General features: G+C 58.8%; 19 protein-coding genes, 3 tRNA genes and 1 pseudogene. 7 read left to right on the top strand and 16 right to left on the bottom strand.

The features are described 5' to 3' along the window. The 10 genes from GOQ28_RS05640 to GOQ28_RS05595 form a co-directional block, all read right to left on the bottom strand. On the bottom strand, positions 1–101 hold a 101-nt coding region (locus GOQ28_RS05640), incomplete at its 3' end, for a GTP-binding protein (protein WP_033456734.1). Positions 102–156: 55 nt separating this feature from the next. Next, positions 157–231, bottom strand: a tRNA-Thr gene (locus GOQ28_RS05635). 5 nt (positions 232–236) lie between these two features. Further along, positions 237–310, bottom strand: a tRNA-Gly gene (locus tag GOQ28_RS05630). A 119-nt stretch (positions 311–429) separates the two neighbouring features. Beyond that, positions 430–516 (bottom strand) — tRNA-Tyr (locus GOQ28_RS05625). A 138-nt stretch (positions 517–654) separates the two neighbouring features. Beyond that, positions 655–1,656, bottom strand: coding sequence for an asparaginase (locus GOQ28_RS05620; RefSeq protein ID WP_160355761.1), 1,002 nt, complete (start codon positions 1,654–1,656; stop codon positions 655–657). Next, positions 1,649–2,572, bottom strand: coding sequence for a ParB/RepB/Spo0J family partition protein (locus GOQ28_RS05615; protein WP_160355760.1), 924 nt, complete (start codon positions 2,570–2,572; stop codon positions 1,649–1,651). Before GOQ28_RS05615 ends, GOQ28_RS05620 begins: the two co-directional genes overlap by 8 nt. 163 nt (positions 2,573–2,735) lie before the next feature. Further along, positions 2,736–3,536, bottom strand: coding sequence for a ParA family protein (locus GOQ28_RS05610; protein ID WP_160355759.1), 801 nt, complete (start codon positions 3,534–3,536; stop codon positions 2,736–2,738). Next, positions 3,533–4,210 carry a 16S rRNA (guanine(527)-N(7))-methyltransferase RsmG gene (rsmG, locus tag GOQ28_RS05605; RefSeq protein ID WP_160355758.1) on the bottom strand — a complete coding sequence of 226 codons (678 nt, stop codon included), beginning with the start codon at positions 4,208–4,210 and terminating at the stop codon, positions 3,533–3,535. Before rsmG ends, GOQ28_RS05610 begins: the two co-directional genes overlap by 4 nt. Beyond that, positions 4,207–6,126 carry a tRNA uridine-5-carboxymethylaminomethyl(34) synthesis enzyme MnmG gene (mnmG, locus tag GOQ28_RS05600; RefSeq protein WP_160355757.1) on the bottom strand — a complete coding sequence of 640 codons (1,920 nt, stop codon included), beginning with the start codon at positions 6,124–6,126 and terminating at the stop codon, positions 4,207–4,209. The genes rsmG and mnmG overlap by 4 nt, the downstream gene beginning before the upstream one ends. 2,797 nt (positions 6,127–8,923) lie before the next feature. After that, positions 8,924–9,130, bottom strand: a complete 207-nt coding sequence (locus tag GOQ28_RS05595; protein ID WP_160350017.1) for a cold-shock protein — start codon at positions 9,128–9,130, stop codon at positions 8,924–8,926. Positions 9,131–9,406: 276 nt separating this feature from the next. On the opposite strand from GOQ28_RS05595, the gene GOQ28_RS05590 reads away from it, so the two are divergent. Further along, entirely contained in the window at positions 9,407–10,573 is a 1,167-nt protein-coding gene (locus GOQ28_RS05590) for a pyridoxal phosphate-dependent aminotransferase (RefSeq protein ID WP_160355756.1), read from the top strand. Positions 10,574–10,709: 136 nt separating this feature from the next. Here the strand turns inward: GOQ28_RS05590 and GOQ28_RS05585 are convergent, their stop codons facing one another. The 5 genes from GOQ28_RS05585 to GOQ28_RS05565 form a co-directional block, all read right to left on the bottom strand. Beyond that, positions 10,710–12,236, bottom strand: a complete 1,527-nt coding sequence (locus GOQ28_RS05585) for a tripartite tricarboxylate transporter permease (protein ID WP_160355755.1) — start codon at positions 12,234–12,236, stop codon at positions 10,710–10,712. Continuing rightward, positions 12,233–12,670 carry a tripartite tricarboxylate transporter TctB family protein gene (locus tag GOQ28_RS05580; RefSeq protein WP_160350014.1) on the bottom strand — a complete coding sequence of 146 codons (438 nt, stop codon included), beginning with the start codon at positions 12,668–12,670 and terminating at the stop codon, positions 12,233–12,235. The genes GOQ28_RS05585 and GOQ28_RS05580 overlap by 4 nt, the downstream gene beginning before the upstream one ends. 119 nt (positions 12,671–12,789) lie before the next feature. Then, entirely contained in the window at positions 12,790–13,791 is a 1,002-nt protein-coding gene (locus GOQ28_RS05575; RefSeq protein ID WP_160355754.1) for a Bug family tripartite tricarboxylate transporter substrate binding protein, read from the bottom strand. Between the two features lie 116 nt (positions 13,792–13,907). Further along, complete coding sequence (locus tag GOQ28_RS05570; protein ID WP_160355753.1) at positions 13,908–15,356, bottom strand: sensor histidine kinase; 1,449 nt, start codon at positions 15,354–15,356, stop codon at positions 13,908–13,910. Next, the gene (locus tag GOQ28_RS05565) at positions 15,349–16,026 is read right to left on the bottom strand and encodes a response regulator (protein ID WP_160350011.1); all 678 of its coding nucleotides are present in this window, start codon (positions 16,024–16,026) and stop codon (positions 15,349–15,351) included. Before GOQ28_RS05565 ends, GOQ28_RS05570 begins: the two co-directional genes overlap by 8 nt. A gap of 435 nt (positions 16,027–16,461) precedes the next feature. Here GOQ28_RS05565 and ada point away from each other — a divergent pair, with 435 nt between their 5' ends. From ada to GOQ28_RS05550, 3 genes and pseudogenes are all read left to right on the top strand, one after another. Further along, entirely contained in the window at positions 16,462–17,571 is a 1,110-nt protein-coding gene (ada, locus tag GOQ28_RS05560; RefSeq protein ID WP_160355752.1) for a bifunctional DNA-binding transcriptional regulator/O6-methylguanine-DNA methyltransferase Ada, read from the top strand. Positions 17,572–17,644: 73 nt separating this feature from the next. Beyond that, positions 17,645–19,453, top strand: coding sequence for an ATP-binding protein (locus GOQ28_RS05555; RefSeq protein WP_160355751.1), 1,809 nt, complete (start codon positions 17,645–17,647; stop codon positions 19,451–19,453). Positions 19,454–19,471: 18 nt separating this feature from the next. Further along, positions 19,472–19,831, top strand: a pseudogene (locus tag GOQ28_RS05550) (response regulator); the annotation flags it as partial. An 86-nt stretch (positions 19,832–19,917) separates the two neighbouring features. Here the strand turns inward: GOQ28_RS05550 and mnmE are convergent. After that, positions 19,918–21,276 carry a tRNA uridine-5-carboxymethylaminomethyl(34) synthesis GTPase MnmE gene (gene mnmE, locus GOQ28_RS05545; RefSeq protein WP_160355750.1) on the bottom strand — a complete coding sequence of 453 codons (1,359 nt, stop codon included), beginning with the start codon at positions 21,274–21,276 and terminating at the stop codon, positions 19,918–19,920. A gap of 111 nt (positions 21,277–21,387) precedes the next feature. Here mnmE and GOQ28_RS05540 point away from each other — a divergent pair, with 111 nt between their 5' ends. The 3 genes from GOQ28_RS05540 to GOQ28_RS05530 are packed head-to-tail and all read left to right on the top strand — an operon-like array spanning position 21,388 to position 24,887. Then, the gene (locus tag GOQ28_RS05540; protein ID WP_160355749.1) at positions 21,388–22,974 is read left to right on the top strand and encodes an ABC transporter substrate-binding protein; all 1,587 of its coding nucleotides are present in this window, start codon (positions 21,388–21,390) and stop codon (positions 22,972–22,974) included. Between the two features lie 18 nt (positions 22,975–22,992). After that, positions 22,993–23,967, top strand: a complete 975-nt coding sequence (locus GOQ28_RS05535; RefSeq protein WP_160355748.1) for an ABC transporter permease subunit — start codon at positions 22,993–22,995, stop codon at positions 23,965–23,967. After that, positions 23,964–24,887, top strand: a complete 924-nt coding sequence (locus GOQ28_RS05530; RefSeq protein WP_160355747.1) for an ABC transporter permease — start codon at positions 23,964–23,966, stop codon at positions 24,885–24,887. The genes GOQ28_RS05535 and GOQ28_RS05530 overlap by 4 nt, the downstream gene beginning before the upstream one ends. The last annotated feature ends 8 nt before the right edge of the window (positions 24,888–24,895 follow it).

The following is a 24,895-nucleotide window of genomic DNA, read 5'->3' as shown; positions in this document are numbered from 1 at the left end:
GTCGTGATGGCTGCCGTCAACGTGGTTTTGCCGTGGTCAACGTGACCAATCGTACCCACGTTCACGTGCGGCTTGGTACGTTCAAACTTGCCTTTTGCCATGGCTGACTCCTGACCTGGATTGAAGCTTCTGACTTAGAAGAGAACAAAAATTCTGTGGTGCCCATGACGCGGATCGAACGCGTGACCTCTCCCTTACCAAGGGAGTGCTCTACCACTGAGCCACATGGGCAACTTTGGAGCGGGTGAAGGGAATCGAACCCTCGTCGTAAGCTTGGAAGGCTTCTGCTCTACCATTGAGCTACACCCGCGAGTTTCCTTTCACCACTGGTCCCACATCTGCTATACCTGGTCTGCGACAGCTCGCGCTGACAACCGGGCCTAACATCAAGAATCCAGGCACGAGGCCTGGATCCAAAATATGGGTCTCTGGTGGAGAGGGTTGGATTCGAACCAACGTAGGCGCAAGGCCAACAGATTTACAGTCTGCCCCCTTTAACCACTCGGGCACCCCTCCAGCGGAGAACTTGAGATTATGAACACTTCGAAATCGAAAGTCAAACGAATGTGGGGGTTTTTCGCAAAAATATTTGAAAAATCGACGTGACAGCCGCGCGCGGCGTCTGTTTCACGCCAATTTCCCTCCCGACACGACCTAATATTCGTCAAATAGGGTCTGCAATTCGACAGGGTCGGAAGTTTTCATCAGCCCTAGCATCAACAAAATGCGCGCTTTCTGGGGCGAAAGGTCGCCGACCGCGATGAACCCCATGGCTTCGTCGTCGACTTCGACGTTACGGGCCACGTGGCCGCTGCCGCAGCGGCTGGCACGGGCCACGATTACGCCACGTTGCACAGCTCGATGGAGAGCCTGTAGCACCGCCTGACTACCATTGCCGTCGCCCACGCCCGACAACACGATGGCGCGCGCCCGCGCCGACAGGTAATCCACAACGTCATGATTCAGATCGACGGTGGCAAACAGGATATCCACACGCGGCCATGCCCGGTCCAGCAAATCTACGGAAAATGCGCTATTGACGGTATGACGCGGTTCGTTGCGTGAATAAAATACGGCGCGCTCGCCGCGCATCACCCCTGCCCTACCCCGGTTCGGCGACGCAAAGGCATCGATGCCATTGCAGGCCACTTTTTGGACTTCCCGGGCATAGTGGATGTCTTCGTTCATCACGACCAGGGGCCCGCGTGCGCGCGCCGAGTCGCTGGCTGCCAGCGCCACGGCATACAACACATTGGCCGGACCGTCCGCGCCCAGCGCCGTCGCGGGACGCATGGCGCCTGTCAGGACGACAGGCTTGTCGTGCCGGATGACCAGACTGAGAAAGTACGCCGTCTCTTCGACGGTATCGGTGCCATGCGTAATGACGATGCCATCGATGTCAGGATCCTGACACAGCGCGTCTATGCGCCGGGCCAGCGCGGCCCAGATGGCGAAACTCATATCCTGGCTACCCACGTTGGCCAGCTGTTCCGCCCGGATATGCGCGAGCCTATCCAGGCCGGGCACCGCGGCAAGCAGATGCTCAACGGATAACGCACCCGCACGGTATGCGTGGGCGTCGTCCTGCACCCGCACGCCTGCGATCGTGCCGCCGGTCGCCAGGACCGCGATGGACGGCCGCTTGCCCTCAGGCATCGAGCACTCCGGATAAGCCTTGCCGCTCGAGCAAGGCGTTCAGATGTTCCCAGCCATGGAAATCGATGACGATTTGCCCTTTCTCGCGCGCGCCGAGCTTGAGCGCCACGCGCGTGCCTAATTGGTCGGACAAGGCCTCCTCAAGACGGGCAACGTCTCGCGAGGGACCGCTGCTGGCTTTACGCGCCGGGGCATCGGCCTCTTTGGCGGCCTTGCTGACCAGTTTCTCTGCTTCGCGCACCGACAGGCGTTTGGCAATGATGAGGTTGGCGAGCTGAATCTGCATCGCCGCATCGACCGCCAGCAGCGCGCGCGCGTGGCCCATATCGATGTCTCCGGCGAGCAACATGGTTTGCACCGGGGCGGCGAGGTTCAATAAACGCAGCAGATTGCTGGTGGCCGAACGCGAACGGCCAATCGCCGTGGCCGCCTGCTCGTGCGTCAAACCGAATTCATCCAGCAGACGACGCACGCCATGCGCTTCTTCGAGCGGGTTCAGGTCTTCGCGCTGAATGTTTTCGATCAGCGCCATAACGGCGGCATTTTCGTCGGCCACCTCGCGCACCAGAACGGGCACCTCTTTCAGACCCGCCAGCTGGGCGGCCCGGAAACGGCGTTCGCCCGCGATGATTTCGTATTCGCCCGGACGATCATTAAGCGCACGCACCAGAATCGGCTGCATGATGCCCTGGGCACGGATCGACTCCGCCAGCTCGTTCAGCGCGCCTTCATCCATGCGAGTGCGGGGCTGATATTTGCCAGCGCGCATCTTGCTCACCGGCAACGTCGAGGGCAGGCGCTCGCCAGCGGGCGCCTGCTCGGCCGGCTTCGGGATGAGGGTATCGATCGCGGGGCCGTCCGCTCCTAGCAGAGCGTCGAGTCCGCGACCGAGACCTTTAGGTTTTTTGGTGGCCATGTCGAAAAATCCTTAGTTACTACTCGCTTAGCTTGCTGGGGAATTCTCGTTCGCCGAACAATGGGCATCCATCGAACCGTCGTGGACGCCAGACGGCAACAATACCGTTACTCGGGGAAGCGATACAGGGTGGATAACCCCAGCGGCATGAGTCGCGAGTTCATCATTCCATGGTTTCGACGCGCTTGACCATCTCGGCGCCGAAAGAGAGATAAGCTTGGGCGCCGCGCGAGCCCTTGTCATACACCACGCCGGGCAACCCATAGCTAGGGGCCTCGGCCAAGCGAACATTGCGCGGGATCACCGTTGTGAACACCTTATCGCCAAAGTGCGATTCCAGCTGTGCGGAAACCTGCTGCTGCAGCGTCATCCGCGGATCGAACATGACGCGCAACAGGCCGATGAATCGGAGCTCGTCGTTGATATTGCGATGCACGCGCTTGATGGTGTTGACCAAATCCGACAGACCTTCGAGCGCGAAGTACTCGCATTGCATGGGAATGACCACGCCATGCGCCGAGGCCAATCCGTTCAACGTCAGCAGAGACAGCGTCGGCGGACAATCGATCAGCACGAAGTCGTATTGCGTCGCCACCTCGCTGATCGCGGTCTTGAGCTGGCGTTCGCGCGCCTCCATATTGATCAGGTCGATCTCGGCGCCGGCCAGCTCGCGGTTGGCCGGCAAGACGTCATAGCCGCCAGCCTCGGAACGCACCCGGGCCGTTTCGATGGTGGCATCGCCGATCAGTACGTCATACAGCGTCGATTGCAGCGAGCCTTTGTCGATGCCGCTGCCCATCGTGGCGTTGCCCTGCGGGTCCAGATCGATCAACAGCACGCGCTTACCATGCGAAGCCAGGCTAGCCGCGAGGTTAATGGCGGTAGTGGTCTTGCCCACGCCTCCTTTCTGGTTCGCAATGCAAAACACACGCGCTCGGCGCGTGCTGGACGAATTGGTGTTCATAGATTTCCTTGACTGCGGCGCATCCAGATCAGGCAACGCTGTGCTTCAAGTTGCGGGACTTTCAGCATCTGGATGTCTTCAACGTGCCATTCGCCTTGCTGATGCAGGGCGTGTATTTCTTCTTCGGGGACCTTCCCTTTCATCGCGACGAGGGTACCACTGTCGCCCACATGGCGGCCAGCCAGCGTCGCGAAATCGATCAAGGAAGCGAAGGCTCGCGACGTGACGATATCGCACTGCGCCGGAGTGATGGCCTCCACTCGGGCGTGCAGCGCCGCGAGGTTCGGCAAAGCCAAGACGCCGGACATCTGGCGCACGAACGCCATTTTCTTCTCGACGGCATCCACACACGTCACCTGCCATGCAGGCCGCGTGACGGCGATCACAACACCCGGTAACCCCGCGCCCGAGCCGATGTCATACACCTTGGCGTTGTCTGCGGGATTAGCGGTGCGAGACAAAGGGTTCACCACGCTCAGGCTGTCAAACAGATGCTGGATCAGCATCTGCTCGGGATCGCGGATCGCGGTGAGGTTGTAGGTGCGATTCCAGCGCTGCATTTGCGCCAGATACTGCAATAGCTGTTCGGTTTGGGCGGGCGTAAGCGGCAGCTCCAGCATGTCGCAGGCATGCTGGAGCTGTTGCGCGAGCCGGACCTCGGTCGCGGCGCTCATGCGGCTTGCTTGCGCGAGCCGTAATGCAGGCGCTTCAGGTGAATGAGGAGTAACGATATTGCCGCGGGCGTCACGCCGGAAATGCGGGCCGCCTGGCCGATGGTTTCGGGCCGATGTGCCTTGAGTTTCTGGCGGACTTCGAACGACAGACTGCTGACGGCGTCGTAGTCCAGATCAGCTGGAATCCGTTGCTGCTCGTGCGCGAGGTGTTTTTGCACCTCGTCTTGCTGGCGCGCGATGTAGCCGGCGTACTTAACCTGAATCTCGACTTGCTCGGCCAGCACGTCGTCATCCCTCACGCCGGGCCCGGCCAGCAGGCTGCCGTCGGCAAGCGTCGCGCTCATCAGCGTCTCGTAGGTCACCGACGGCCGCTTCAACAGATCTGCTAGTGAGTACTCACGTTCAATTGCCTTGCCCAGCAGCTTTTCGGCGTCTTCCGCGGGGAAGCTCCGGGGGGTAACCCAAGTCGACTTCAAACGTTCGATTTCGGCAGCGACCGCGTCCCGTTTACGACTAAAGGCATCCCAGCGCGCATCATCCACCAGACCCAACTTGCGACCGATCTCCGTCAGACGCAGATCGGCATTGTCCTCGCGCAGGCTGAGGCGGTACTCGGCACGCGAAGTGAACATGCGGTATGGCTCGGTCACGCCGCGGGTGACCAAATCATCGACTAGGACGCCCAGATACGCTTCATCCCGACGTGGCGTCCATTGCTCTCGATCCAATGCTTGCAACGCCGCGTTGGCGCCCGCGAGCAGACCCTGCGCAGCTGCCTCTTCGTAGCCCGTCGTACCGTTGATCTGGCCAGCGAAATACAGGCCCGATATTGCCTTGGTCTCGAGTGTCGATTTCAATCCACGTGGATCGAAGTAGTCGTACTCAATGGCGTAACCCGGACGCAAAATGTGTGCGTTTTCCAACCCCGGGAGTGAATGGATCAAGTCCCATTGCACGTCGAAAGGCAAGCTGGTCGACACGCCGTTGGGATACACCTCGTGTGTGTCCAGGCCCTCCGGCTCCAGAAATACCTGATGCGATTCTTTATCGGCGAAGCGATGGATCTTGTCCTCGATAGAAGGACAATACCGCGGACCTACTCCTTCGATAACGCCGCTATACATCGGCGAGCGGTCCAGCCCCCCGCGAATGATGTCATGCGTGCGCGCATTCGTATGCGTGATCCAGCAAGGCAGTTGGCGCGGATGCATAGCCGCGTTACCCAGGAACGAAAAGACGGGTACCGGATCCAGATCACCGGGTTGCTCCTCAAGCACGCTGTAATTAATCGTGCGTCCGTCAATGCGAGGAGGCGTGCCGGTCTTCAGACGGCCTTGAGGCAGCTTCAGCTCTTTCAGACGTTGACCCAGCGAGATCGCCGGGGGATCCCCTGCCCTACCGCCCGAGTAATTTTGCAGCCCAACGTGAATCAGGCCGTTCAAGAACGTACCGGCGGTAAGTACCACCGTGCGCGCGCGAAACTGCAGACCTATCTGAACCACCGCGCCAACCACGCGATCGCCTTCCACCATGAGGTCTTCCACAGCTTGTTGGAAGATCCACAAATTGGGCTGGTTCTCCAGGCGCGAGCGGATCGCTTTGCGATACAGCACACGGTCCGCTTGAGCACGCGTCGCTCGCACCGCCGGCCCTTTCGAGCCGTTAAGGATGCGGAACTGAATACCGGATTCGTCGGTGGCCAGAGCCATTGCGCCACCCAGGGCGTCCACCTCTTTAACCAGATGCCCCTTGCCGATCCCGCCAATCGACGGGTTGCAGGACATCTGACCGAGAGTTTCGATGTTGTGGGTAAGGAGCAGGGTCTTGGCGCCAATGCGCGCCGCCGCCAATGCCGCTTCGGTACCGGCATGGCCGCCGCCGACGACTATAACGTCAAATTCGCGCGGGTAATTCATGATGAGGGCTGATGAAAGAGCTTGATAAACCACATTATAGTGGCGGGAGCGAAGTTGTTTCACGTGGAACAGTGAACGAAGTTGTATCTGGGCAGCTACTGCAGCTTCGGGTCCGTATTACTGCGGCTGCGGGCCGTCCGCTTTACCTAAAAGTCCGCACCGGACGGCTAATGCCGCCTGGACCCCACGTGCCCGTACACGGTAAGGCGATTAACGCCAGGAAGGCAGAGTCTGCCGATGTTTCACGTGGAACATCGGCCATCTTGCATTGGGCTAATCCGCAGCCAAGCGCGCGCCAACAACCATTCGATCGCCTGCTCTTTCATCAGCGAAGGCGCGAGCCCCAAACCCGAGGCCAGGGCGGGTCCACTAACCATGTCAATTCTCAGGCCACGGATTCAGCCTTATGTGGCGCATACATCCCAGGCCCAGAACAAGATCGCCGCGTCGCTACGTCGCTACGTTATAAAACACATTAGACGGAACGGCGACACACGTGCCTAGGCGTTACACAGGAAGGATGGCCTTTGCGAGAGGGACATGCCCACCTCCCATGGCTCGTTGCCGGCCCTTCGATACAGCACAGCGGTAAACCTAGCTCATCAAAAACCGGGATGGGGCGTTTCGGCACGTATCACCAGCCGGGTGCCAACTGACGTAGATCCACCGATCGATAGGCAGCGCGCGAGTGGTCTTAAATAAAGTATGAGGCCAGCAGAGCTAGCCATACGGCGACACGATGCTGCGCACCACCACCAATAAACAGTTCGGTGTGGCTGCCAAGCGTTGGATTTCCTAAAGGGCTATACACCTCAGTTGAGACAATCGGCGCCGCAGAGGCTCCATGTTGGGCATAGTCATTCAGAGGGCCCTTCTAGAAACACTCCTCGAGCCGCACTCATGATCGAAGCCCGGAATTCGGAGAGTGTCCCGCGCAGCATAAGTCGGCAATGCCCGACCGCTCATGCTTTCCATACAGTGTTCCACGTGGAACATACGCCGCGAGCAATGCGCTCATGAGGCCAAATTTCCTCCCATGAGCGTCACCATAGGCATATAAACCCGCGAGGTGGCATGTGTCCTCCCGGGGCGGCTGCGGTGGACCAGCGTAATTACAGAGTCATCGCCGCTGTAAGCGCAGCGCTTTACGACGACCCATGGCTTCCATCGGTGCACAACCTAGAGGTCCGACACACACCCTTCCCCAGCACGTCTAACAGCCGTCGCCTGCCGCCAACGCAGTCCCGGTCGTTGGCCTGAGGGGTGCGCCGGCCCGTTGAGCGCCGGGGAGTCGCCGAAGGCGACCGAGGCCCTTGCTCATGGGCCGAGCCGCTGCGATAGGGCCGGCGCACCTCTCAGGCCAACGGCCGGGACGTCAATAGCACAATATCCCAGGCATGTTGAGGCTCTACCCCGCCCCGACGTGTCAGGGCACATTGAAAAGATTGAAGCCTTAACCGCCGGCGGCAGCACACGCAGGCACACCTCCCCTGCCTTGCCGCAGGGTCTGCATAAACCTGTCCACTATAGAGGTGAACACGTATCTCCCCGCCCGACGGATTCTGCACAACAGGCCCGCTCTGCGAAAAGTCTGGGAGCAAGGTGCGACTCAAATCGGTACGTCGCTAATTGGAGCGAGGCCGAACGGCGATCACACGAGGTACCTACGCTCTACCCACACCAAGCGCTGCGAGCGGCCGCTCTCCCTCATGTGTTTCACGTGAAACAAGAACAGACTGCCATCGCCGTCCCGACCTGATTCAAAGAATTCCGTCGATTCCCCATCGAACGGACTCGCAATCCTAAAACGCTTCTGTCGCGATGTACCAGCATCGCGACCCGCTCATATAGAAAACCCGACAACGCGGACTTTCAACAGGATGATGAGCACAGCCGACACAGCAGTTCAGAACACTAGTATGCGGAATGCCTAAGTTGCTGCGCCACGTGCGCCCGTTTACGGCCTCTACCTATCCGAAAGAGATATCCACACGTCCGGAGACGATAGGAACCGCCTTCGTAAATTGTCAGAGCGAGCCGACGAATATGGACCATGCTCTACGCCGGACGAATAAGATCAAAAGCCCTATCTACAGCTACCAAACCTAGCCCCTACCCCATCCAACGTTGCACCGTTTCACGTGAAAAGGGCCCTCATCAATTATTCACAGCCACCGGCGGATAAACATCGAGCCACATACTTATCCCCAGCATCTGAACCACCGTGCGCATAGCCCCGTCCACCAAAACCCTGTCGATTTAGCACAAGTACATGAAGGCATAAAAAAACCGCTTCGAAGCGGCCGATATCCACAAAATTCGAAGAGTCGTTTTAGCTTCAACCACCCCCCAACAATCATAGAAAAGCGATGGGGATAATTTTGTGAACAAGTGAGCCGCCCGGACTCAAATATCCGCCTTGCGCATGCACCACTGTGCCGCATCTAGCGATCCTGATTCAGCAGACCATGCCGCCAAACCTTCGCTTAAGCCTTGAAATTCAAAGGAAAAACGGCCACACCTGCGAAAGAACGCGCCTATGACCACAAATGCGGCGTCTTCATACCGCTCACAATCGATATACCCATATTTTTGTGCAGAACTCCGCAATTCAAACCGAAAACGCTGCCAGCGGCGAAACCGTTCGGACGTTAAAAGGGGTGCCCAAACCGAAAGTTATACCCAAAGTTATCCACAGGCTGAATGACCGCCCACAAATGAAAACGCCCCAAGGCGTAAGCCTAGGGGCGTCGTAGCCAGGTCGAACCCGGCCTGCGGGGAAAGTGGGATTCCCCGATTAGAGCGGACGGATCTCCGCCGCTTGAGGTCCTTTCGGACCATCCTTAACTTCAAATTCCACTTCTTGGCCTTCGTTCAGGCTGCGATAGCCGCGGCCTTGGATGGCGGAGAAGTGTGCGAATACGTCGGTGCCACCAGCGTCCGGAGTGATGAAGCCAAAGCCCTTATCGGCGTTGAACCACTTAACCTTGCCCTTCTGAATCATTATTCAAGCGTCCCTGAAAGAAAAAATTGAATTGCTAGTGAATCAAGGACGCCGACTAGTCAGGTCAGAGGCCTGTGCAACGCTTGAATCAACCGCGGGAATCAGCATACTCACGCATCTTTGACTTAACAAATAGTTGTTTTCCCCTATGTCGTATTTTTAAAAAATGGGCCATGTGAAATATCAACTTAACGGAATGGTATTAGGCCACTCGGACGACACGCGTTAGTGGGATACTTGCGTCACACAATTTCCTCATCTGTCGCGTACTCAACCATGATCCGCTCCAAGCTGCCCGACGTAGGGACCACCATCTTTACCGTGATGAGCCGACTGGCCATCGAGCATCAAGCCATCAACCTGGGCCAAGGCTTCCCCGACTTCGACCCCGATCCGCGCCTGTGCGAGTTGGTCACGAAAGCCATGGCCGCTGGCCACAACCAGTATCCCTACATGCCCGGCGTGGCCGCCCTGCGCGAAGCCATTGCCGAGAAAATCAGCGGGCTGTACGGCCACGCCTACGATCCCGAAACCGAAATCACTGTGACCAGTGGCGCGACCGAGGCGTTGATGGCCACCGTGCTCGCGGCGGTCAATAGTGGCGACGAAGTGGTGGTGATCGAGCCGTGCTACGACTCCTACCTGCCGGCCATCCGTCTCGCCGGCGGCACGGCAGTGCCCGTGCCCTTGCGCGCTCCGACCGCGCAGGACCCCTACTATCGTATCGACTGGCAGCGAGTGCGCGATGCGATTACCTCGCGCACGCGGCTGCTGATGCTGAACTTCCCCCACAACCCGACCGGCGCGGTGCTGGACGAAAGCGATCTGGACGCTTTGGAAAGCATCGTGCGCGACACCGGCGTGCTGCTCTTGTCGGACGAGGTGTATGAACACATCGTATTCGACGGCAAACCGCACGCCAGCCTGTCACGGCGTCCTTTGTTGGCCGAGCACGCCTTCGTCATTTCTTCCTTCGGAAAGACCTATCACGCGACCGGATGGAAAATGGGCTACTGCTGCGCGCCCCGCCAGCTGAGCGCCGAATTGCGCAAGGTGCATCAGTTCATGGTGTTCACCGTATCCACGCCGATGCAGGTGGCCCTGGCTGAATACATGCGCGATCCCAAGCCGTACATGGAATTGCCCGCGTTTTACCAGGCCAAACGCGAACGGCTGGCCGAAGGCCTGCGGCAGACTCGGTTCAAGCCTTTGCCCAGCCCAGGAACCTTCTTCATGCTGGCGGACTACAGCGAAATTTCAAGCCAATCCGAGGCCGAGTTCGCCAAGTGGCTCACCATGGAACACGGGGTGACCGTCATTCCGGTGTCGGCGTTCTACCAACGCCCCGACGAGGAGGCCTCTAATCACGGCCTGGTGCGTTTTTGCTTCGCGAAGAAGGATGGCACACTGGATCAGGCAATCGAGCGCCTGAGGGGCGTTTAAAGCGGTCTGCGGGGGCGGCTTATGTCGTCACCGGCATGTAAGCCGCCACCCGACGACGCGGCCTTCACCCGCCCCAACGACAAAAGGACGGAAAACCTGAAGTTTTCCGTCCTTTTCTTTATTGCCTTTTTACCGTTCAGGCAGCCGGATTCGCGGCCTTGCGGCGTTCACGCAGCTTACGCAACGATTGCGGCACGATCACCACCGCCAGGGCGGCAATCCACAGACCGATCGACACATTGCTCTGGAACAGCACGGACACGTTGCCATCGGTGATCGACAGCGCGCGGCGCAAGTTCTGCTCCATCATGTCTCCCAGTACCACGCCAAGCACCAGCGGCGCCATGGGTACACCGAACTTGCGCAGGAAGTAGCCGATCGTACCGATGCCCACGACCAACAACAGGTCGAATGTCCCCGCGTTGATCGCGTACACGCCGATGAAGCTGATGCTGAGAATGCCAGGGACCATCAGCCAACCCGGCACCGACAACACTTTCGAGAACACGCGCACCATCGGCACGTTCATGATGAACAACAGCACGTTGGCGATAAAGAGCGAGGCGATCAGACCCCACACCAGTTCCGGCTTGGTGTCGAACAGCACAGGACCCGGCGTGATGTTGTAGAGCGTCAGCGCGCCCATCATCACCGCAGTCGTGCCCGATCCCGGTACACCCAGCGTCAGCATCGGCACGAACGAACCGATGGCCGAGGCGGTGGCGGCCGATTCCGGCGCAACCAGACCACGCATGTCACCCTTGCCGAATTTGGCGTCGGGGTCCTTGTTTTCGATGATGCGCTTTTCTTGCGAATAAGCGACGGCGGCCGCCACACTGGCGCCGGCACCCGGCAAAACACCCACGCCGAAACCGACCAGCGAGCTGCGCACGATGCTCCACCAGGTGAAGGCCAGCTCTTTCAGATTGAAAATCTTACGGCCGCTGGATTGCACTTCGACGCTTTGACCGCCCGTGACTTTTTCCAGCATCTCCAGCATTTCGGCAACCGCGAACAGCGCAATCACCACGACCACGAAGTCGATACCGTCGGACAGATGAACCGAATCGAAGGTATAGCGATACACGCCGGAGTTGGAATCAACGCCGATGGTCGCGATGCCCAAACCGATCATCGCGGCGAGCACGCCCTTGATGGGCTGCTTGCCAAGCAAGCTGGTCAGGCAGCAGAACGCAAACACCATCAGGACGAAGTATTCCGCCGGACCGAAAGCCAGCGCCCATTTCGCCAGCAAGGGGGCGAGCAGAATAATGCCGGTAACCGAGACAATCGCACCTACGAAGGCCGAAGCCGCCGACAGCGACAGCGCCACGTTAGCCATGCCTTGACGCGCCAACGGATAACCGTCCAGCGTGGTCATGATGGCGCTGGCCTCGCCCGGCACGTTCAGCAGAATCGAGGTGATACGACCGCCATATTCCGCACCCACATACACGGCGGCCAGCAAGATCAGTGCCGTTTCCGGCGGCAGGTTCATCGCGAACGCGATGGGGATCAGCATCGCCACGCCATTGATCGGCCCCAGACCGGGCAACACCCCGACCATCGTACCGATGAACGAACCGATCGCGGCCACCAGCAGGTTGGTCAGCGAAAAGGCAACGCCAAAGCCTATGGACAAATGATCGACAATGCCGCTCATAGCAGATCTCCCAACAAGCCGGCGGGTAGCACCACGTCCAACGCTTTATCAAACAACAAGAAGAAGAAAACACCCATGATCACGCCGCCCAGGGCACTCTTGCCCCAGCCACCGCCGAACAAGCGTCCGACGTATACGGTCATCAAGGCCGTTGCGATGACAAAGCCCAGCCACTGAAACAGAAACGCATAGGCCGCGGCACCCAGCACCATCAGGGCGATGCGCGGGTTCGCGCCGGGAGGATTGCCTTCGACGGGGTTACCACCCTTGATCGCCAGACGCAGGCCGCAAAGCCCGATAATCAGCGCGATCAATAGCGGAAATGCGCGCGGCCCAACGGGTTCGTAGGCGAAAGGCGCCTCGATATCCCAGCCTGCCCAGGTCATCAGGGCGGCCAGAACCAGGGCACAAATGCCCAGTGTCCGATCAGTCATGATCTTTTCTTCCTGAAATTCGGCGTGCCGTGGGTTGATAGTGCGAGCGGATGCTCATGACGGCACGCGGGACGGGTGCGCCGGATAACGGCGCACCCCAGACGGCAATGCGCCTTCTGTTACTTCTTGATCAGGCCAAAGCTATCGGCCAGTGCATGGTATTTCTTGACTTGCTCTTTGACGTAGGCGTCCAGCTCGGGACCCGTCTTGGCAAACGGGAAGAGACCTTGCTGATCACGCAGCTTGGCGTATTCCGGGGCAGCCATGGTTTTGTTGAAAGCATCGACCCAGAACTGATAGGCCTCGTCCGACACTTTCGGGCCAACGTAGAAACCACGGATGATGGGCCAGTTGATGTCGTAACCCTGCTCTTTCGCCGTCGGGATGCTGTTCAGCTTGCCCGGCAGACGTTCGTCGTTGAAGACAGCCAGCACACGAATGGGGGCGCCACCTTCAAGCATGGTGAACGCTTCCGCCGCATCACCCATGTAGGCCTGAATATGGCCACCACGCAAAGCGGTCACCGCCTCGCCGCCGCCTTCAAAGGCCACGAAACGCATCTTGCGATAGTCCACACCTGCCGCCTTGGCGGTCAGAGCAGCTTTCATCCAGTCCTGGCTACCCACGGTGCCACCGGCGCCCAACACGATCTTGGAAGGATCTTGTTTGAAGGCTTCCATCAGGCTCTTGAGGTCCTTGTACGGCGAATCATCGCGCACGACGGCCACGCCGTAGTCGGCGCCAATGCCCGCCAGCCAGCGCACGTCGTCGACGTTGTATTTGCCGAACTTGCCTTGAGCCAGGTTCAGCAGGGAACCACCCGAGAACGCCACGATGGTGCCAGGCTCATCGGGATGCTGAGCCACGATGTTGTTGTAGGCAACCGCACCAATGCCACCAGGCATGTAGACGATGCGCATAGGCTTTTGCAGCGCGCCGCTCTGCTTGAGGCCTTCGACAGCCAGGCGGCAGGTCAGGTCAAAGCCACCGCCAGGCTGGGCGGGCGCAATACATTCCGGCCGACGCGGTTCGTCGGCGGCTTGAGCGCCGGCAGTCATGCCGAGAGTCATGGCGCAAGCGCCCATTACCGCGGCGAGGCGGGCTTTCGAGAAGAGTTGCATTGTGCGGTCTCCGTGAATCGCTTTTTAGATGTCATCGTGAGCGGATCAAGTCTGCAAAAACACAGACAGTGATCGACGGAACCGAACCGTACCTAATCCAGCCTTTCCGGAACCTTTCAATTTTCAAGAATTTCGTGCGGCGTCGCAGCAATCCGGCTAGAAATAAGGGTAAACCCTAGTGCCACGCGCAATCCGGGCAATGGTTTCCGGTTCTCTAAAACCATCCATCCGCCATGTAGTTTTACGATGGTGCCAACGATTGCAAGGCCCAGGCCGGCGCCGGGTCGGTTCTTCCCGGCCGCGCCTCGGCGAAAGCGCACGCTAGCCTGCGCGATGTCCTCGGGCGACATTCCCGGGCCGCTATCCTCCACGGTGACACGAGCGAATTTTTCGTCCGCATAGACGCGTACCGTGACCTGCGAGCCGAATGGGGCATAGCGGATCGCGTTGTCCACCAGATTGCTCAAGGCCTCGCGCAGCAGCCAATCTATGCCGGGAATACAAACGGGGAATTGCCCGCCTTCCAGGCCCAGATCAATGCGCCGGGCCCGCGCGGCGGGCAGCAGCGTCCGAATGACGCTGTGGGCGATCTCGCCCAGATCGACGTTATCGGGCACCAGACCCGCTTCGCCCAGCGAGGCGTTCTTGGCCCGGGCCAGGGCCAGCATCTGATTCGTGGTGCGTACCGCGCGGTCCAGTCCTTCCTGCATGGCCACCAGGGCTGTGCGTATCTCCTCGGGGTCGGTTTCCCGCAGTGCATAAGCGATCTGGGTACGCAAAACCGACAAGGGTGTGCGCAATTGATGCGAGGCGTCGTCCAGGAACTGCCTTTGTAGCCTCGCCTGGGCCGCAAAACGGCTCATGTGAAGGTTTACGGCGTCCACCAAGGGGGCAACCTCCCCTGGGATGTCCGGAGCCTCTACGGGGCTTAAATCGTCTGCCGAACGCTTTTCCACATCCTGCCGCAATCGCTCCAACGGACGAACCGCGCGAAAAACACTCCAGACGACAACCAGCACCACGATGAGAATCACCACGAAATCGCGTTCCAGCGCGCGTAGCAGTGACTGGTTCAAGAAGTTTTGCCGCGAATCCAGCGTTTCAGCGACTTGAACCACCACTCTGCCGCCCTGGTTGTTGTAGAGCGGGGGGTCCATCGGCCGCGCGAGCGCGGCCACGCGTAGCGAAAGGCCCTGATATTCGGCGTCGTAGAACTGTGGTTGGCCCGAAATCAGCGGTTTGTTCGGCAGTGGCAGCAATTGGTTGCCGATTTCGGCAAGGCCGTCTTCAGTAGCAATGCGGAAATACACATTGCCATCGGCCGTCAGCTCAAAAAACTCCAGCATCAGATATGGCTGCTCGAAGCTTAATCCCCCGCTGGCTGTGGATATGTTGTGATCGATAGATCTGAGCGCGCCCGCCAGGGCGCGATCGTAGGCCTGATCCACCTGCGATCGCAGTTGATAATTCGACAGCCACAAAGCTATCAACATGATCAGCACCAAGGCGGGAATCAGCCACCAAAGCAACAACGATTTCAGCGTCTGAGGACGCGGGTTAAGCATCGGGTACGGTCTCCAGGGAGTAGCCCATCCCTCGTAATGTCACGATTTGCACACCGGTATCCGCCAATTTTTTGCGTAGTCGGTGAACCAATACCTCGATCGCCTCGAGATTGATGTCCGAATCGTCGGTTTGTATGCGATCGAGGATTTGTTGTTTGTTGATAGGTTCTCCACTGCGTTGAATCAGTACACGCAGTACGGCATGTTCGCGTGGGGATAACCCCAAAGGTTGACCTTTTACCGTAAAGCGCTGTGCAGAAGTATCCAGCGTCAAATCGCCCAGAGATAGCCGCGGATGTTCACGTCCGCGGCTGCGCCGGATCAGCGCAATCAGTCGCGCCTCGAGTTCTTCGAGCACAAACGGTTTTGGCAAGAAATCGTCGGCGCCCTCATGGAGGGTGCCGACTCGTTCAGCAAGTGAATCGCGCGCAGTAAGAACAAGTACCGGAGTTCGGTCATCGCGAGCGCGGATTTTTGCCAACAGGGTATGGCCGTCCATGCCCGGCAGACCTAAGTCCAAAACGACGGCATCGAACTCTTCCACAGCCAGACGCCTTTCGGCGACCAGGCCGTCGTCAGCCCATTCCACGACAAAGCCAGCATGGCGGGCCAGGCTGCGGGATAACCAGCGAGCCAGTTCTGATTCGTCTTCGATGAGGAGGATACGCATAGTTGAATTGTGCACTGGCGGCTGGTGGGAACGAATATATGTTTTTCCCTTTTCTTTTTCTTTATATAAAGATTAATGATTAATAGAGCCTGTGGATAACTGCATCAACTCGAAAAATCCATTTTATTTCAAACGCTTGTGGACAATTTTGCTTGTGCAGCAGTTCTGTTTGAAGCTGAGGACCCACTTGAACAACTTTTGGCCGATGGAAAGAAACCGATCCTTGTCCAACTTAGGTCCACACGCTGTGCACAGCGGGCGTTCTTAGAGGTTATCCACAGGCCACTTATACCCAACTGAAGCTGAATATCTATGAGTGTGAATACTTACTCACAGATGGTTGTGGGCAACTAATTTGGGCGCAAGAACCAGATTGCTGACCCCTCAACCGCGGACTATCGTGACGGCGTGTCGAGGGATATCAAGGAGCGCACCATGCTGACCGTGTATGACGATGCAAACGCCACGCCAACTGGCGCCTATGCCACGGACGATCAGCGCTGGCAGGCGGTCCAGCGGCGCGATGCGGCCGCGGATGCGTATTTCGTGTATGCAGTGCGCACGACGGGCGTTTACTGCCGACCCAGTAGCGCGAACCGCCTGCCTCGGCGGGAAAACGTGCTGTTTTTTAAATCGGCGCAGGCGGCGCAAGAGGCCGGATTTCGTCCTAGTCGACGGCGTAGCGCCGATAAGACCAGCGCTGCTACCCGGCGAGCGGAGCTGGTGGCGCAGGCGTGCCGCTGGATAGAACGTGCAGATCCCGCGCCAACGCTCGCGACGTTGGCTGAGCGGTTCGGGGTGAGCCTCTACCACTTTCAACGTGTGTTCAAAGCAGAAACCGGGCTTAGTCCGAAAGCCTACGCGCAGGCGTTCCGCGCAAATCGTCTACGTGACCAATTGCCGGGCTCCCCTACTGTGTTTAGCGCGATGTATGAGGCGGGCTTTAATTCGGCAAGCCGGTTCTACGCGGAGTCCGAGCGGATTCTTGGCATGCGTCCGCGTGACTATCGAACCGGGGGCGCGAATGTGGATATCCGCTTTGCGGTTGGGGAATGCTCGCTGGGGGCGATTCTGGTGGCCCGTAGTCAGCGAGGTCTTTGCGCGATTTGGCTGGGCGACGATCCCGAGCGGCTGGTGAAAGACCTGCAAGACCGGTTTCCACAGGCCACCCTATGTGGCGACGATGAAGAATTCGCGTCCTGGGTTGCCCAGGTCATAGGCTGCGTGGAGTCGCCTGGGCTGGGGATAAATTTGCCCTTGGATGTGCGTGGGACCGTATTTCAGCAACGAGTATGGCGTGCGCTGCAGGAATTGCCGCCGGGGACGACGGCTACCTATGCCGATATCGCCGCGCGCATCGGCGCGCCCAAGGCGGTGCGCGCGGTGGCGCAGGCTTGCGGAGCGAATCAGCTGGCGGTGGCGATTCCCTGCCACCGCGTGGTCCGCCGGGATGGCGATATCTCGGGGTACCGCTGGGGCGTGGAAAGAAAACGCGAACTATTGCACCGAGAAAGCGCAGTGAAATCAATCGTTTCTTGCGATTGACACTAAAAATTTCAGTTGTTGTCAGCTGTGGGAAAACATATACACTGCCCCACTTACACGCTGCCAGCACGCCATGACGCCTTCAGAATTCTTCGTGGGTTTAGACGGGTTGCCCACATTACGAGATCGCCTACCCACCCGCGTGATCGGGGGTTTGGTGTGCACGTTGATTGTGGTGCTGATGTTGTTGGCATGGACCTTGTCGCTTTCGCGAGGTCTGGAACGCGCGGTGGGGACGACGAAAGAACTCAGCAGCGTACGCTTGATGGCAAATCAGATCGCGATTGAGCTGCTGCGACCCGACAGTGCCCACCCGGACGCACTACAACAAGCCTTGCTGGTGCAAGATCAGGCGTTGGCGGGGTTGGCAGGACATAGTTTGACTAAACCCACACACCTACCGGCAGTGCCTCATATCCGGCACCAGTTGCGCCTGGTTGAGGAAGTCTGGCTGCACAAACTCAAGCCGGCGGCCATGCAGGCTGAAAGGAGTGGCGACGCGCAAGGCTACCTGAATGCGGTGCGGGTGTTTCTTTCCGAATCCGACCGGCTGGCGGGCATGATCGATATGGATATCGATAAGAAACGCACGCTGCTGCGATTTTTGCAGGGCGCGATCGCGGTGATCGGCAGCGTGGGCACGGCGCTGACGATTTACTTTCTGTATGTTTGGATTATTCAGCCGATGCTGAATCTACGCGATGGTTTGTACCGACTGACCGAAGGCGAGTTTCATACGCGTTTGCCAGTCAAAACGCGCGACGAGTTCGGCGTGCTGGCGCACGGGTTCAACCAGATGGCCGATAAGCTCGAACAGCTGTATCGCGAGCTGGACCTGGGCGTGCGTACCAAGACCGCAGAACTGGAAAAACAGAATCGCGAGACCGCTTTTCTCTATGCGATCACCGCGTTTTTAACGCTACCGAACGATAGCGAATCGATATGCCGCCTCTTTCTGCAGCGTGTGATCAGCGAGTTCGGTGCAGCGGGTGGCTCGGTGCGTGTGACAGATTTAGATGAAGGTCCCGAGCGCGTGATAACCGAGGGCGAGGTGGCGGCGCAAGAAAGCGCGGATCCCCAGGCGACCTTTGATATCGCAACCCGTGACGAGGAATTGGGTACATTCACGCTGCACTTCGCGAGCCAACGACAACTGTCGCCAAGTGAAGCGCGATTGCTTAAAACCTTGGGCCAGCACCTGGGTATCGCATTGGATAACCGACGACTGGAAGCGCAAGCGCGCAAACTCGCGGTCACGCAGGAACGCAGTCTGATGGCGCAAGGCTTGCATGACAGCATCGCACAGGGGCTTAACTTTCTGAAGATGCAGTTGCAGATGCTTGAGGATGCCCTGGCGCGCGGCGACGATAGGGATGTGCGAGACATCGCACAGTTGCTGCGTATGGGTGTTGATGAGAGTTATCAGGATGTGCGCGAGTTGTTGGTGAACTTTCGCACCAAGCTCGATCAAGTCGAGCTGCCCGATGCGATCGACGAGGCAATACGTCGTTTTCGTCGGCAGACGGGCATCGACGTACATCTGGATATGCAGTACCACACGGGTTTGCCGCTATCTCCTGAGCAACAGCTGCAGGTGCTCTTCATCATGCAGGAAGCATTGTCGAATGTGCGCAAGCATGCGCAAGCGGACCACGTGGATGTCATCGTGCGCAATCACGATGATTTCGAAATGCGTATCGTGGATAACGGTCGCGGCTATGCGCAAGACGATGTCGCGAGCCGCGAGGAAAATCATATTGGTCTGCATATCATGCGAGAACGCGCGGCCCGGGTGCACGCGGTGCTGCAATTGCGTTCACAACTTGGTCAGGGAACAACCGTGGAAGTGACCCTGCCCCATACCGAAAAATCCGTTGTTTAATCCCAGCGACCTTCACTCATGGCGATTCGTATTCTTCTCATTGATGATCACAGCTTGTTTCGCTCAGGCGTCAAGCTTATGTTGCAACGTCAGCCCGATATCGAGATTGTGGCAGAGGCGGCTGATGGCGTGGAAGGCATCAAGCGGGCGCAGGCATGTCATCCCGATGTGATTTTGTTGGATTTGAATATGCCGGGGTTGTCGGGACTGGAGACCTTAAAGCTCTTGGTGCAAGACGTGCCCGATGCCGCCGTGATGATCCTGACGGTATCGGAAGAGGCAGACGAGGTCGCACAGGCGATGCGAGATGGCGCGTGCGGGTTCTTAAGCAAGAATATCGATGCGGTCGAGTTAGTCAGCGCGGTGCGGCGTGCGGCGCAGGAGAGAGTCGCGAGATAGTGTTTTGATCGACCGCGGATGGAAACACGCGAGCATGGCGCCATGCATGGCACCATGCCGTGGATTTATTTCCCGATACAAAAACTCGAGAAGATCTCGCCCAACAAATCATCGCTGGTGAATTTGCCGGTAATGCTGCTCAAGCTGTCATGCGCGAGCCGCAGTTCTTCGGCGAACAGATCCAGAACACGATCATCTTGTGCCGCATGTTCGCCAGCGTTGGCAAGATGTTCGGCGGCATCTTGCAGTGCTCGCACGTGACGTTCGCGCGCGAGCCATGGCGATTCCGCCCCTGGGTTCCAGCCGGCAATAGACAATAGCTTTTCACGCAGTGCGTCCAGCCCCAAGCCTTCGCGCGCGGAGATGCCGAGCTGCTGTGCGCCGGGTACGAATGGCTTATCCAGCAAATCCACTTTGTTGTAGACGGTCAGTAACGGCGTACGTTCGGGCAAGCGCGCAATGATTTGCGCGTCGAGTTCATCGCCGGGTTGCGTCGCGTCCTGCAGATGCAGGATGACATCGGCGCGTTCGATTTCTTTCCAGGTGCGGTCTATGCCGATACGTTCGACCGTGTCTTCGGTTTCGCGTAATCCGGCCGTATCCACGATATGTAGCGGCACGCCATTGATGTGAATTTCCTGCACGACGCGATCGCGCGTGGTGCCCGCGATGGGCGTGACGATCGCGATGTCGTCACCGGCCAGCGCATTGAGCAGGCTGGACTTGCCGACGTTGGGTTTGCCGGCGAGTACAACGTGCAAGCCTTCGCGCAAGATCACGCCTTGACGTGCTTGTGCGATCAATCGGTCAAGATCGTGCGCGAGCGCTTCCAGTGTGGGACGCGCCTGGTATTTTTCCAGGAAGTCGATTTCCTCTTCGGGGAAATCGAGTGTGGCTTCGACCAGCATGCGCAGATGCACGATGCGGTCCGACAGAGCATTGACCTGTACTGAAAATTCGCCTGATAAGGACGCCATCGCGCCCCGTGCGGCGGCCACCGACGATGCGTCGATCAAATCGGCAACGGCTTCGGCCTGCGCCAGATCCAACCGGTCATTGAGAAACGCGCGGTGCGTGAATTCACCCGGTTCGGCCAGACGCAAACCGATATCGGCGCCCGCCTCCAGACAACGATCGAGAATGCGCCGCAATACCGCCGGCCCGCCATGGCCCTGCAACTCGAGCACGTCTTCGCCGGTGTACGACTGGGGCGCGCGGAAATACAGGGCGATGCCTTCGTCCAGCCGTTCACCATCTTCGGCGGTAAAGGGCAGATAGTGCGCGTGGCGTGGTGTCAGCTCGCGGCCAAAAAGCTTCCGAATGAATGACGACAGATCCGGGCCGGAAACTCGGACGACACCGATGCCGCCGCGGCCGGGAGCCGTGGCGATGGCGACGATAGGAACCTGATGAGAGACGGACATGGGAGCGAAGAATGAATACGGCAATAAGGGAATATAACTGTTGCGCGCGCACTATTTTGCTGGTTATGGTGTCCGGGCAGTCCAATCGATAGGTCGGCTAGGGAGAGCAAGATGGCATCTCGTTGGTTACGTTTGATGGTGGGCGGCACGGTGGCAACGGTCATGGCGCTAGGCGCGGTGACGGTGGCCGCGGCGCGCGATTTGGTCGTGGCGCTGAAAACCGAACCCAGCTCGATGGACCCTCAATATCATGCGTTGACACCGAATACGCAGATATCGCAGACGCTATTCGACCCTCTGGTGCGGGCCGACGCGAAACTGCAACCGATTCCCGCGTTGGCGGAGTCATGGACGAACGAGGGTAATGTCTGGACCTTTAAACTGCGGCCCAATGTGAAGTTCTCGGATGGGTCGCCGTTCACGGCCGAGGATGTGGTGTTCTCCTATGACCGTATTCCCAAGGTGCCCAACAGCCCCTCCCCGTTTACCTTGTATCTCGGGTCAGTCGCCAAGACCGAAGCCGTCGACCCGCTGACGCTGCGCATCACGACCAAATCGCCCGCCCCCAATCTGCTCATTAATCTGGCGCAGCTGCCGATTTTGTCGAAAACGGCGGCCTCTGGTCCCGCTCCGGAGGGCAAGACCACGACGGAACTCAATAGCGGCAATGGCCTGGCTGGCACCGGCCCGTATAAGTTTTCTTCGTGGAAACGTGGTGCGGAGCTGGTGTTCGAGCGTAATGAGCACTATTGGGGTGAGCCGCCGGCCTGGGACAAAGTGATCTACCGGCCCATGTCCAATGCGGCCGGGCGGGTCGCCGCGCTGTTGGCGGGCGATGTGGACATGATCGAAGATCCCCCCACCGATGATCTGGCCAATCTCAAAAAGAACAACAAGCTCTACATCGAAGAAACGCCCTCCGTGCGCGTGATGTACGTGGCCATGGATCAGCATGCCGAGCCGACACCGGGGATTCCGGGGCTGCAGAAAAACCCGTTAAAAGATAAACGCGTCAGAGAAGCTTTGTCCCTGGCGATCAATCGCGAAGCCATTGTGGATCGAGTGATGGGGGGCGTGGCCAAGCCCGCGGGCAATATGCTGCCCTACCCCATGTTTGGCGCATCGAAAGAACATGCCGAGGCACCCAAGGCCGACATTGAAAAGGCCAAGGCTTTGTTAAAAGAAGCGGGCTATCCGTATGGATTTTCCATCACGCTGGGAGCACCCTCGGGCCGTTATGTGAACGACTCCAAGGTGGCGCAAGCGGTCGCATCCATGTGGTCGCGCATCGGCGTCAAAACCAGTGTCGAAGCGTTGGCGCCCTCGGTGTTTTTCAAAAAGCGCGATGGTTATGAGTTCAGCGCTTATCTGGCGGGCTGGTCGGTGACCAGTGGCGAGATGCTCAATCCGCTGGCCTCGCTCTTGATGACGCGTAACCCGGAGGCGGGCGAAGGCACCACCAACCGTGGGCGATATTCGAATCCGGAGATGGACAAGCTCGCACGCGAGGCGGCCGGCACCATGGACAATGACAAGCGCGCCGCGCTCTTGCAGCAGGCCAGCAATATGGCGATGGATGACTTTGCGCTGTTGCCCCTGCATTTCGAGCTGTCGGTGTGGGCCATGAAGGACGATATCCGCTACGAGGGCCGTCCGGATCAAACCACGCTGGTGCAATACGCCACGCTAAAGAAATAGCCGGGAGCGATAAGCAACGTGCTGGCAACCATCATCCGCCGCCTGTTGCAGACGCTGATCGTACTGCTGGTCATGTCGGCGCTGGTGTTTGCCGGGATTTATCTCGTCGGCGATCCGGTGTCGATGTTGGCCAGCCCGGAGGCGACCGATGCGCAGCGCGAGGCTATCCGTACATCGCTGGGCTTGGATAAACCGTTATGGATGCAGTATGCGGTGTTCCTGGGCCATGCGGTGCAGGGTAATTTTGGCAATAGCTTTCTGACGGGCGAACCCGCCATGCGCTTGATTCTGGAGCGCATGCCGGCCACGCTGGAACTGGCGACGGTAGCGATGTTGCTATCGGTGCTGATCGGTGTGCCGCTAGGCATTATCGCGGGCTTGCGGCCGCGCGCGGTGGGATCACGCGCCATCATGACCGGTTCGGTGTTGGGTTTTTCGCTGCCGAATTTCTGGGTCGGTCTGATGCTGATCATGGTGTTCGCCGTCGCATTGGGATGGCTGCCCGCCAGCGGCCGTGGCGCGACGGTGCCGGTGTTTGGTGTGCCACTAAGCGTGCTGACATTGAGCGGCTGGGCTTGCCTGATCCTGCCTGCCGCGACGATTGCGTTGGCCAAATGCGCGATGATCATTCGCGTCACGCGCGCGGCCACGCGCGAGGTCCTGCCGATGGACTACATCAAATTCGCGCGCGCCAAGGGGCTGGGCGAAATCCGCGTGTTGGGCGTGCATCTGTTGAAAAACATTTTGATCCCCGTCGTGACCATCGCCGGTCTTGAGTTTGGGCAAGTCGTGGCCTTTGCAGTGGTGACAGAGACGGTATTTTCCTGGCCGGGCATGGGCAAGCTGTTGATCGACTCCATCATCAATCTGGACCGTCCCGTGGTGGTCGCCTATTTGATGCTGATCGTGTTTTTCCTGGTGGTGCTGAATTTGCTTGTGGATATCTTTTATACCGTGCTGGACCCGCGCGTCCGGCTGGAGCGCCGGGCATGACGACACCCGTGATTCCCGCAGCCGCGGACATTAAACCCGCCCCCGTCGAAACGCCGTTGCGCCGCTTTGTGAAGGATTTCTGTGCGAGCAAACTGGCGCTGCTGGGGCTCGTGCTCTTGATCGTCACCGTGGGCGCGGCCGTGTTCGCACCATGGATTGCGCCGCAGGATCCGTTCGATATCGGCAACCTGGATATCCTGGATTCAAAACTGCCGCCCGGCAGCGAAAGCAGCGACGGCAGCATGACGTACTGGCTGGGAACGGACGGACAAGCGCGCGACGTGTTCTCGGCGATTCTGTATGGCCTGCGCACCAGTCTGATGGTGGGCGCGATATCGGTGCTGGCGGCCTTTGCGATTGGCGCGACGGTGGGCTTGATCGCCGCTTACTTTGGCGGTCGGGTGGATGCGGTGCTGATGCGGGCTGTGGATATCCAGTTATCGTTCCCGGCCATCCTGGTGGCGTTGATCTTGCTGGCGATTCTCGGCAAGGGTGTGGATAAGGTGATCATCGCGCTGGTGGTCGTGCAATGGGCCTATTTCGCCCGGGCGGCGCGCGGCGCAGCCCTGGTCGAGCGGGGCAAGGAATACGTGGAGGCCGCCCGCTGTCTGTCGCTGCGTTGGGGGCGCGTGCTGTTTCGTCATGTCCTGCCCAACTGCATGCCGCCGCTAATCGTGATTGCGACCATCGACCTGGCGCATGCGATCGCGCTGGAGGCGACGTTGTCGTTTCTGGGCGTGGGCGTGCCGGTGACCGAGCCTTCGCTGGGGATGTTGATTTCCAATGGATTCGAGTATCTGTTGTCGGGTCTGTATTGGATTTCTTTCTTTCCCGGCATTGCGCTGGCGATCGCCATCATCGGCATCAATCTGGTGGGGGATCATCTGCGCGATGTGTTGAATCCTCATAACGTGGCATGAGGCGCGGG

Source organism: Bordetella sp. 02P26C-1 (assembly GCF_009763255.1).
In the GTDB taxonomy this organism is placed as follows: domain Bacteria; phylum Pseudomonadota; class Gammaproteobacteria; order Burkholderiales; family Burkholderiaceae_B; genus Bordetella_A.
Note: the sequence above shows the minus strand (reverse complement) of the source record. Positions and strands in the feature narration are given on the sequence as shown.

What these genes read in the sequence shown, in the direction of transcription:
- GOQ28_RS05615 (WP_160355760.1), bottom strand. Translation starts at nt 2,572, where the DNA reads ATGGCCACCAAAAAACCTAAAGGTCTCGGTCGCGGACTCGACGCTCTG.
- GOQ28_RS05610 (WP_160355759.1), bottom strand. Translation starts at nt 3,536, where the DNA reads ATGAACACCAATTCGTCCAGCACGCGCCGAGCGCGTGTGTTTTGCATT.
- rsmG (WP_160355758.1), bottom strand. Translation starts at nt 4,210, where the DNA reads ATGAGCGCCGCGACCGAGGTCCGGCTCGCGCAACAGCTCCAGCATGCC.
- mnmG (WP_160355757.1), bottom strand. Translation starts at nt 6,126, where the DNA reads ATGAATTACCCGCGCGAATTTGACGTTATAGTCGTCGGCGGCGGCCAT.
- mnmE (WP_160355750.1), bottom strand. Translation starts at nt 21,276, where the DNA reads ATGTCCGTCTCTCATCAGGTTCCTATCGTCGCCATCGCCACGGCTCCC.
- GOQ28_RS05575 (WP_160355754.1), bottom strand. Translation starts at nt 13,791, where the DNA reads ATGCAACTCTTCTCGAAAGCCCGCCTCGCCGCGGTAATGGGCGCTTGC.
- GOQ28_RS05530 (WP_160355747.1), top strand. Translation starts at nt 23,964, where the DNA reads ATGACGACACCCGTGATTCCCGCAGCCGCGGACATTAAACCCGCCCCC.
- GOQ28_RS05580 (WP_160350014.1), bottom strand. Translation starts at nt 12,670, where the DNA reads ATGACTGATCGGACACTGGGCATTTGTGCCCTGGTTCTGGCCGCCCTG.
- GOQ28_RS05540 (WP_160355749.1), top strand. Translation starts at nt 21,388, where the DNA reads ATGGCATCTCGTTGGTTACGTTTGATGGTGGGCGGCACGGTGGCAACG.
- GOQ28_RS05555 (WP_160355751.1), top strand. Translation starts at nt 17,645, where the DNA reads ATGACGCCTTCAGAATTCTTCGTGGGTTTAGACGGGTTGCCCACATTA.
- GOQ28_RS05590 (WP_160355756.1), top strand. Translation starts at nt 9,407, where the DNA reads ATGATCCGCTCCAAGCTGCCCGACGTAGGGACCACCATCTTTACCGTG.
- GOQ28_RS05620 (WP_160355761.1), bottom strand. Translation starts at nt 1,656, where the DNA reads ATGCCTGAGGGCAAGCGGCCGTCCATCGCGGTCCTGGCGACCGGCGGC.
- GOQ28_RS05595 (WP_160350017.1), bottom strand. Translation starts at nt 9,130, where the DNA reads ATGATTCAGAAGGGCAAGGTTAAGTGGTTCAACGCCGATAAGGGCTTT.
- GOQ28_RS05565 (WP_160350011.1), bottom strand. Translation starts at nt 16,026, where the DNA reads ATGCGTATCCTCCTCATCGAAGACGAATCAGAACTGGCTCGCTGGTTA.
- ada (WP_160355752.1), top strand. Translation starts at nt 16,462, where the DNA reads ATGCTGACCGTGTATGACGATGCAAACGCCACGCCAACTGGCGCCTAT.
- GOQ28_RS05585 (WP_160355755.1), bottom strand. Translation starts at nt 12,236, where the DNA reads ATGAGCGGCATTGTCGATCATTTGTCCATAGGCTTTGGCGTTGCCTTT.
- GOQ28_RS05570 (WP_160355753.1), bottom strand. Translation starts at nt 15,356, where the DNA reads ATGCTTAACCCGCGTCCTCAGACGCTGAAATCGTTGTTGCTTTGGTGG.